7 protein-coding genes and 1 tRNA gene are annotated in these 6,943 nt (G+C 66.6%); 6 read left to right on the forward strand and 2 right to left on the reverse strand.

What is annotated here, in order from left to right:
• Nucleotides 1-95: 95 nt before the first annotated feature.
• Entirely contained in the window at nt 96-2,471 is a 2,376-nt protein-coding gene (locus ABZY89_RS19445) for a penicillin-binding protein (RefSeq protein WP_355229824.1), read from the forward strand.
• 66 nt (nt 2,472-2,537) lie between these two features.
• Here ABZY89_RS19445 and ABZY89_RS19450 read toward each other — a convergent pair whose 3' ends face one another.
• Nucleotides 2,538-2,996 (reverse strand): GatB/YqeY domain-containing protein, encoded by a 459-nt coding sequence (locus ABZY89_RS19450; RefSeq protein WP_355229826.1) that lies wholly within the window; start codon nt 2,994-2,996, stop codon nt 2,538-2,540.
• A 26-nt stretch (nt 2,997-3,022) separates the two neighbouring features.
• On the opposite strand from ABZY89_RS19450, the gene ABZY89_RS19455 reads away from it, so the two are divergent.
• The 3 genes from ABZY89_RS19455 to ABZY89_RS19465 all read left to right on the forward strand — a co-directional run bounded on the left by ABZY89_RS19455 (nt 3,023) and on the right by ABZY89_RS19465 (nt 4,634).
• On the forward strand, nt 3,023-3,955 hold the full coding sequence (locus ABZY89_RS19455) for a metallophosphoesterase (protein WP_355229828.1): 933 nt from the start codon (nt 3,023-3,025) through the stop codon (nt 3,953-3,955).
• 73 nt (nt 3,956-4,028) lie between these two features.
• Nucleotides 4,029-4,102: transfer RNA gene (locus ABZY89_RS19460), tRNA-Pro, on the forward strand.
• Nucleotides 4,103-4,175: 73 nt separating this feature from the next.
• On the forward strand, nt 4,176-4,634 hold the full coding sequence (locus ABZY89_RS19465; RefSeq protein ID WP_355229830.1) for a nitroreductase family deazaflavin-dependent oxidoreductase: 459 nt from the start codon (nt 4,176-4,178) through the stop codon (nt 4,632-4,634).
• Nucleotides 4,635-4,679: 45 nt separating this feature from the next.
• Here the strand turns inward: ABZY89_RS19465 and ABZY89_RS19470 are convergent, their stop codons facing one another.
• On the reverse strand, nt 4,680-5,315 hold the full coding sequence (locus ABZY89_RS19470; protein ID WP_355229832.1) for an NAD(P)H-dependent oxidoreductase: 636 nt from the start codon (nt 5,313-5,315) through the stop codon (nt 4,680-4,682).
• Nucleotides 5,316-5,427: 112 nt separating this feature from the next.
• Between ABZY89_RS19470 and ABZY89_RS19475 the strand changes: the two genes are divergently transcribed.
• Entirely contained in the window at nt 5,428-5,859 is a 432-nt protein-coding gene (locus ABZY89_RS19475) for a helix-turn-helix domain-containing protein (RefSeq protein WP_355229834.1), read from the forward strand.
• A gap of 280 nt (nt 5,860-6,139) precedes the next feature.
• Nucleotides 6,140-6,868 carry a hypothetical protein gene (locus ABZY89_RS19480; RefSeq protein ID WP_355229836.1) on the forward strand — a complete coding sequence of 243 codons (729 nt, stop codon included), beginning with the start codon at nt 6,140-6,142 and terminating at the stop codon, nt 6,866-6,868.
• Nucleotides 6,869-6,943 lie beyond the last annotated feature (75 nt).

Below are 6,943 nucleotides of genomic sequence, written 5' to 3' on the forward strand. Positions count from 1 at the left end.
TGACTAGATGGGGTCCTAGGACCCGTTTCTGGCTCCCTGTCCGGCCCCGATTGCGAATCATGTGCTATTAGCCGCAATCACCTACGATGACCAGCATGTCCTCGCCGTCGCTGCGCCCGCAGACCGTGCTCAAGCATCTCGCCGTCATGTGCGGCGTGGCAGCCGTCCTCGGAGTCGTCGCCGCAGGTCTCGCCATTCCCTTCGCCGGTGTGGCCGGGATCGCGGCCAAGGAGACCGCCGAGAAGATGGACTCGCTGCCGCAGGCCTTCGAGGTCGACGACATGTCCCAGACGACCAAGATCGTCGACCGCAAGGGCAACCTGATCACGACGCTCTACGACCAGAACCGCGTCTACCGTCCTCTCGACCAGATCTCGTCCAACATGACGAAGGCGCTCCTGGCGATCGAGGACTACCGCTTCTACCAGCACGGCGCGATGGACCTCAAGGGCACGCTGCGCGCGCTGATCACCAACCAGGCCAGCGACTCGGTGCAGGGTGGTTCCTCGATCACCCAGCAGCTGGTGAAGACGACGCTGGTCTACTCCGCGAAGACCGAGGCCGAGCGCAAGGCGGCCATCGAGAAGTCGACGGCCCGCAAGATCCGCGAGCTGCGCTACGCGATCGCGCTGGAGGAGAAGCACTCCAAGGACTGGATCCTCGAGCGCTATCTCAACGCGGCCTACTTCGGCGACGGCGCGTACGGCGTCCAGGCGGCCGCCAAGCACTACTTCAACGTCAACGCCTCCGAGCTCAACTGGCAGCAGTCGGCGATGCTCGCCGGGATGGTGAAGAACCCCACCGGCTACGACCCGACGAACTACCCCGACGCCACCATCGCCCGTCGCAACGTCGTCGTCGACCGGATGGCCGCGCTCAAGGTCGTCTCCCGCCCTGAGGCGGAGAAGCTGAAGGACGCCAGCCTCGGTCTGAACGTCCAGAAGCAGCGCAACGGCTGCCTCGGCTCGTCCGCGGAGTTCTTCTGCGACTACGTCCTCAACTGGCTCCTCAAGGACCCCTCTTTCGGCGAGACGGAGGCCGACCGGCTGGCACTCATCAGGTCCAGCGGTCTGACCATCAAGACCACCTTGGACCAGCGCTTCCAGGACGCTGCTCAGGAGTCCGTCGAGGACCATGTGTACGCGACCGACGACGCGATCGGCGCGCTGGCGATGGTTGAGCCCGGCACTGGCCGGGTGCGCGGGCTCGCCCAGTCGCGTCCGATGGGTGACAAGCGCAAGAAGGGCCAGTCGTACCTGAACTACATGGTGCCGACGCAGTACGGCGACTCCGCCGGGTTCCAGGCCGGATCGACGTTCAAGCCGTTCGTGCTCACGGCGGCGATCGAGCAGGGTTTCCCGCTCAAGCAGCAGATCAACTCGCCGGAGAACATCGTCCTCCAGGAGTCGTCGTTCGCAGGCTGCCCTGGAGACGGCAACCGTATCGGGACCTGGCCGGTCGGCAACTCGACCACGAGTGGGTCGAAGGACGCCTACACCGGAACTCGCGAGTCGGTGAACACTTTCTACGCCCAGCTGGAGCAGATCACCGGCCTCTGTGCCCCCTACAAGATGGCCCAGAAGATGGGCGTCCAACTGAGCGACCCCAAGGACGAGCGAGTGCCGTCCTTCACCCTCGGCGTCACCAGCGTGAGCCCGCTCGAGATGGCGGAGGCATACGCCACCTTCGGCGCCCGCGGCAAGCACTGTGACTCGGTACCGGTCAACGAGATCCTCGACGCGAACGACAAGGTGATCAAGAAGTACGAGCCCACATGCAAGCAGGTGATGGCCGAAGGCACCGCCGATGCCGTCAACGACATCCTGCGCGGCCTCCTCGAAGGCGGTTTCGCGAGCAGCCAGGCGCTCGCCGTGCCCGCCGCCGGAAAGACCGGGACGATCAACGGGAACCGCGCCGTCTGGTTCATGGGGTACACCCCGAAGCTCGCCACCGCCGCCATGATCGCCGGCGCGAACTACGACGGCACCTGGAAGTCCCTCAACGGGCAGCTCGTCGGAGGCTCCTACATCGGCGAGGCTTCTGGTTCAGGGCAGGCTGCTCCGATGTGGGGCGATGCGATGAAGGTGATCGACAAGTACCTCAAGTGGGAGGACTTCCACGAGGTCGACCCCAAGGTGATCGCGGGGAACACCGTCGACGTCCCTTGGACCGGCGGCATGACCGTCGAGAAGGCGACGAAGGTCCTGCGGGCCGCTGGTTTCCAGGTTCAGGTCGGCCCGGAGGCGTACTCGGAGTACGACCCCGGTCTGGTCGCCTTCACCACCCCGTCCGGCGAGGCCGCCGAGGGATCGCCGGTCACGATCTACACCTCGCTGGGCCCGGAGCCGAAGCCCGACCCCAAGCCCGACAAGAAGAAGCAGCCGGACAAGAAGCCCGGCCGCGGCGATGAAGAGAGACCGGCCACGGTCGAGGAAGAGCCCGACTTCGGCTGGGAGTGGCCGACCGGCTGACGCCCAACCCAGCAACGACTGTGGCCCCACCGATCCGGTGGGGCCACAGTCGTTCTCGGGCAGTCGTCAGGCGAGCTGCTTACGCACCTCCGCGGCCACGGCGCCGCCATCGGCACGTCCCTTGGTCTGCGGGGTCAGGATGCCCATCACCTTGCCCATGGCACGCATCCCCTCGTCAGCCGCACCGGTCTGGGCGATGGCCTTGCTGACCAGGTCGGAGATCTCCCCGGCGCTCAGCTGAGCGGGCAGGTACTCGGTGATCACCGCGGCCTCCGCGGTCTCCTTCTCGGCCTGCTCGGCGCGACCGCCGTCGGCGAAGGCAGTGGCGGCCTCGCGGCGCTTCTTGGCCTCGCGGGTGAGGATCGTGATGATCTCGTCGTCGGTGAGCTCCTTGGCCTCCTTGCCGGCGACCTCGGCCTCGGTGATCGAGGCCAGGACCATGCGGAGCGTGCCGGCGCGCTCCTTGTCACGGGCCTTCATCGCGGAGGTCAGGTCGGTCCTCAGCTGGTCCTTCAGAGTGCTCATGGAACCCATTGTGGCAGGGTTGAGCCATGCGGCTCGCCTCAGTAATCGGCCCAGTAGTCGGCACAGCACTCGGCACCGGGCTCGCCACCGGCGCGGCCATGACGGCGTACGCCTTGTGGGAGGCCCGTCAGTACACGCTGCGCCACGTCGGACTGCCAGTGCTCCCCGAGGGCGCGGACCCGCTGCGGGTGCTGCACCTCTCCGACATGCATGTGGTCCCGTCGCAGCACAAGAAGCTCGACTGGATCGCGTCGCTGGCGTCCCTGAAGCCGGACCTGGTCATCGACACCGGTGACAACCTGGCCCATCAGCGGGCGGTGCCGTCGATCGTCAACGCTCTCGGCACGCTTCTCGACGTACCTGGCGTCTTCGTGCACGGCTCCAACGACTACTACGAGCCGCGACTGCGCAACCCGATCGGCTACCTGCTGCCGGACAACGGCAAACGGCAGACGAACGTGCCCGAGCTGCCTTGGCGTGACCTGTCCGCGTCGTTCACCAAGTCCGGCTGGCTGGATCTCACCAACACGCGCTCATCGCTGACCGTCAAGGGCATCGAGCTCGCCTTCGCGGGCGTCGACGACCCCCACCTCCGCCTCGACGACCTGTCCGCGGTCGCCGGACCCGCGGACCCGTCCGCGGACGTACGCCTCGGGGTCGCGCACGCTCCCTATCTACGGGTCTTGGACCAGTTCACCGCCGACGGCTACGACGCGATCCTGGCCGGCCACACCCACGGTGGTCAGATCTGCCTGCCGGGCGGACGAGCCCTGGCGACCAACTGCGATCTCGACCCCGCCCGGGTACGCGGCCTGCACACTCACACCCACGGCGGAAGGCAGGCCTGGCTGCACGTCTCGGCCGGCCTCGGCACCTCGCCCTACACCCGGATCCGCATCGCCTGCCGCCCCGAGGCGACCCTCCTGACGCTCACTCCGCGCGGGGCGTCTCGCCGGTAGGGGCCGATTACGGCTCAGGGGAGTCTCTGGGCTATGCTCATTCCTCGTTGGACCGTTTGTTCGGTGCAGCATTCGGGTTGTAGCGCAGCTTGGTAGCGCACCTCGTTCGGGACGAGGGGGCCGCAGGTTCAAATCCTGTCAACCCGACATCGAGCTCAGGCTCGGAGATCGCAAGATCTCCGAGCCTGATCCCGTTTTCCTGCCCAGTAAAGTCGACGCCATGAGCTTCGACACGCGCAACGGCACCCGCGGCGCCAAGCAGCCCTCGGCCAACCTCCTCCTGAAGCTGGGCAACAAGCTGATGATGAGCCGGGCCCGCAAGAGCAGCGGCACCACGGCGGGGATGCGCCTGCTCGTGCTCACCACGATCGGCAAGAAGAGCGGCGAGCCCCGCTCGACGCCGCTCGCCTGGTTCCCGGGCGACGACGCCACCTGGCTGATCGTCGCCTCGGCAGCTGGCGGACCGAGGAACCCGGCGTGGTACTACAACCTCGCCGCTAACCCGGACCGGGTCACCATCGAGCTCGGCGGCGAGACCATCCCGGTGGTAGCCGAGCAGTTGCACGGCGAGGAACGCGCCCGCGCGTGGGCCGCGATCGTCGAGTCGGCCGCCAACTTCGGGACGTACGAGGAGAAGACCGACCGCGAGATCCCGGTCATCCGTCTCACCCGCGCCTGAGTTCCATGGTGAGACGCGGCATCCCGGAGACGGGAGAATTTGCGGTCACGCTGCGGCGATGGCAGTGGCGAGCTCCTGTACGCGCTCGTGGGCGCGCGCCATCGACGCCTCGTGCATCGGCAGCAACGACTTGAGTGCCGGGGCGTGCGGGACCATGGTCAGCTCAGGGATCACGGTGGTCACGTCCAGGCCGAGCAGGTCGTCATGGCCGAGGATCGCCTCCAGCACGGGAACGACGTAGTCATAGCCCTCCCTGGGGGCACCGGGTCCGTACCCTCCGCCGCGGGCAGAGATCAGGACTGCCGGGCGCCCCGCGGCCGGCGACGGTCCGGTGTGACTGAAGGTGCGGCCATCGACGACTATCTGGTCGAGCCACGCCTTGAACACCGACGGCATCGTCAGGTTGTACATCGGCACACTGAACAGGTAGGCGCCTGCACCGAGGAACTCCTCGATGAGCTCGTCCTGCACCTTGGCCGCTTCGGCCTGCTCTGGAGTGTGTCGGGCCCGTTCGATGGCCCGGGCGGTGATGCCCGCGCCACTCAAGTGAGGCACCGGGGCCGTGGCGAGGTCGCGGTGGACGACTTCGCCCGACCACGCCTGCCGGAAGGACTGGGCGACCTGACGCGAAACCGACGCCTCGCCGAGCGACGAGGAGTCGATGTGCAGCAGATATGACATAGCTGGTTCCTTTCAAGGTGGTGGATGCGCCTTCGTGACGCGGCCACAGCCGACTCACGAGGGTGCGTTACATACCGCTGGTGCGGTAGATTCGGGTTGGAGAGGTGTTGCAATGGCGGAGAGAACGATCAGCGGGCCGTGCCAGGCTTGGCCGGAGGAAAGCGGGCTCATCCGGGAGGTTCTCGACCGGATCGGCGACAAGTGGACGGTGCTGGTGATCAGCACTCTCGCCGATGCACGGCTGCGCTACTCCGACCTCCAGGCGAGCATCCCGGGCATTTCGCAGCGGATGCTGACTGTGACGCTCAAAGCCCTCGAGCGCGACGGCCTGCTCCTGCGCACCGCCTACCCCGAGATTCCCCCGCGGGTGGAGTACGAGCTCACCGCTCTGGGACGGTCGCTGCTGGACTCGGTGATGGCGCTCGCAGCGTGGGCGGCAGCCCATCACCAGGACATCGCCGCCAGCCGTAGCGCTCACGAGCAGACCGGAGTCGGCCGAGAGAAGGCCCGCACCGCCTCCGCCGAGGATTCCCGCGCGCGCTGAGTACGGGCCCAATCACCATCGGCCATGTCTAACCTCTTTCCACCTCACTATTGGTTCGTAACAACATCGTAGGTGCGTCGAAAGAGGCGTACAAAAGGCACTTTCACGTGCGCAGGGCACATTCGGAGTCAGGCAACAGGCCGGACAGACGTCAGGTGGCGCCTAGCCGGACCTGGGTTCGGACAAGCGCATGGTCCCGGCTCGAGTTGATGCTCAGAGATCGCAAAGATCTCCGAGCCAGAGTTCATTGTGGGACCCGCCACATGCGAAACTGCCCGTCATGAGCAACGACCCCGCCGACAAGCTCGCCGCGCCGTCGTTCGGTTTCAAGAAGAAGCGTGGGGGCACGAAGCCGGCGAACGCCAAGCCCGAGAAGACCCAGCCCTCGAAGACTCAACCCCAGAAGACCCAGGCTCCGAAGGCTCGGGTCGAGAAGGCACCGGTCGAGACTGCTGCTCTCGAGACCTCCTCCACGGAGAAGACTCAGGTGCTGGAGAAGACGGCACCGCCAGTCGTAGCGCCCGAGAAGCCTGCGAAGAAGCAGAAGGCGCAGAAGCCGCCCAAGCCCGCGAAGGAAGCGAGGGCGCCCAAGGCACCCAAGCAGCCCAAGGAACCGAGCCAGCGGCGGATCAACATCGGCACCCCGTCGGGCCTGTCCGCGGCGGTCATGATCGGCGCGATCGTCGGCGCGTTCATGGCTCTGGCCGTCTGGTTCAGCGGCACCGTGAGCCAGTGGACGCGTGGCACCTCATCGCTCGGCGACAAGGGAGCGATCATCCTCATCGCCGTCTTCGCCCTCGCGATCATCGTCGGCGGTTACCTCCTCCGCCTGGCCGGCGCCCGCTCCCCCTTCACGATCAGCTTCCTCGGCTCAGCGCTCGTCGCCGTACTCTCGATGCTCTTTCTCACCGACCTCTTCGCCCACGCCTGGGGAGTGATCATCGTCGTGATCCTCGCCGCCGCCGCGTACGCCCTCGCCTACTGGGTCACCACCAACTACATCGACTGACAGACCCTGCCGAATCGGTAGAAGCGGCGTGCCGAGAATGCAGTTGTGGGCGACGAAACCAGAGTTTCGTCGCCC

It is taken from the genome of Nocardioides sp. NPDC006303 (genome assembly GCF_040613175.1).
Taxonomy (GTDB): Bacteria; Actinomycetota; Actinomycetes; order Propionibacteriales; family Nocardioidaceae; genus Nocardioides.

Bases quoted from the DNA above. Each gene is read 5' to 3' on its own strand.
- ABZY89_RS19465 (WP_355229830.1), top strand. From the start codon at position 4,176: ATGAGCTTCGACACGCGCAACGGCACCCGCGGCGCCAAGCAGCCCTCG.
- ABZY89_RS19455 (WP_355229828.1), top strand. From the start codon at position 3,023: ATGCGGCTCGCCTCAGTAATCGGCCCAGTAGTCGGCACAGCACTCGGC.
- ABZY89_RS19470 (WP_355229832.1), bottom strand. From the start codon at position 5,315: ATGTCATATCTGCTGCACATCGACTCCTCGTCGCTCGGCGAGGCGTCG.
- ABZY89_RS19475 (WP_355229834.1), top strand. From the start codon at position 5,428: ATGGCGGAGAGAACGATCAGCGGGCCGTGCCAGGCTTGGCCGGAGGAA.
- ABZY89_RS19445 (WP_355229824.1), top strand. From the start codon at position 96: ATGTCCTCGCCGTCGCTGCGCCCGCAGACCGTGCTCAAGCATCTCGCC.
- ABZY89_RS19450 (WP_355229826.1), bottom strand. From the start codon at position 2,996: ATGAGCACTCTGAAGGACCAGCTGAGGACCGACCTGACCTCCGCGATG.
- ABZY89_RS19480 (WP_355229836.1), top strand. From the start codon at position 6,140: ATGAGCAACGACCCCGCCGACAAGCTCGCCGCGCCGTCGTTCGGTTTC.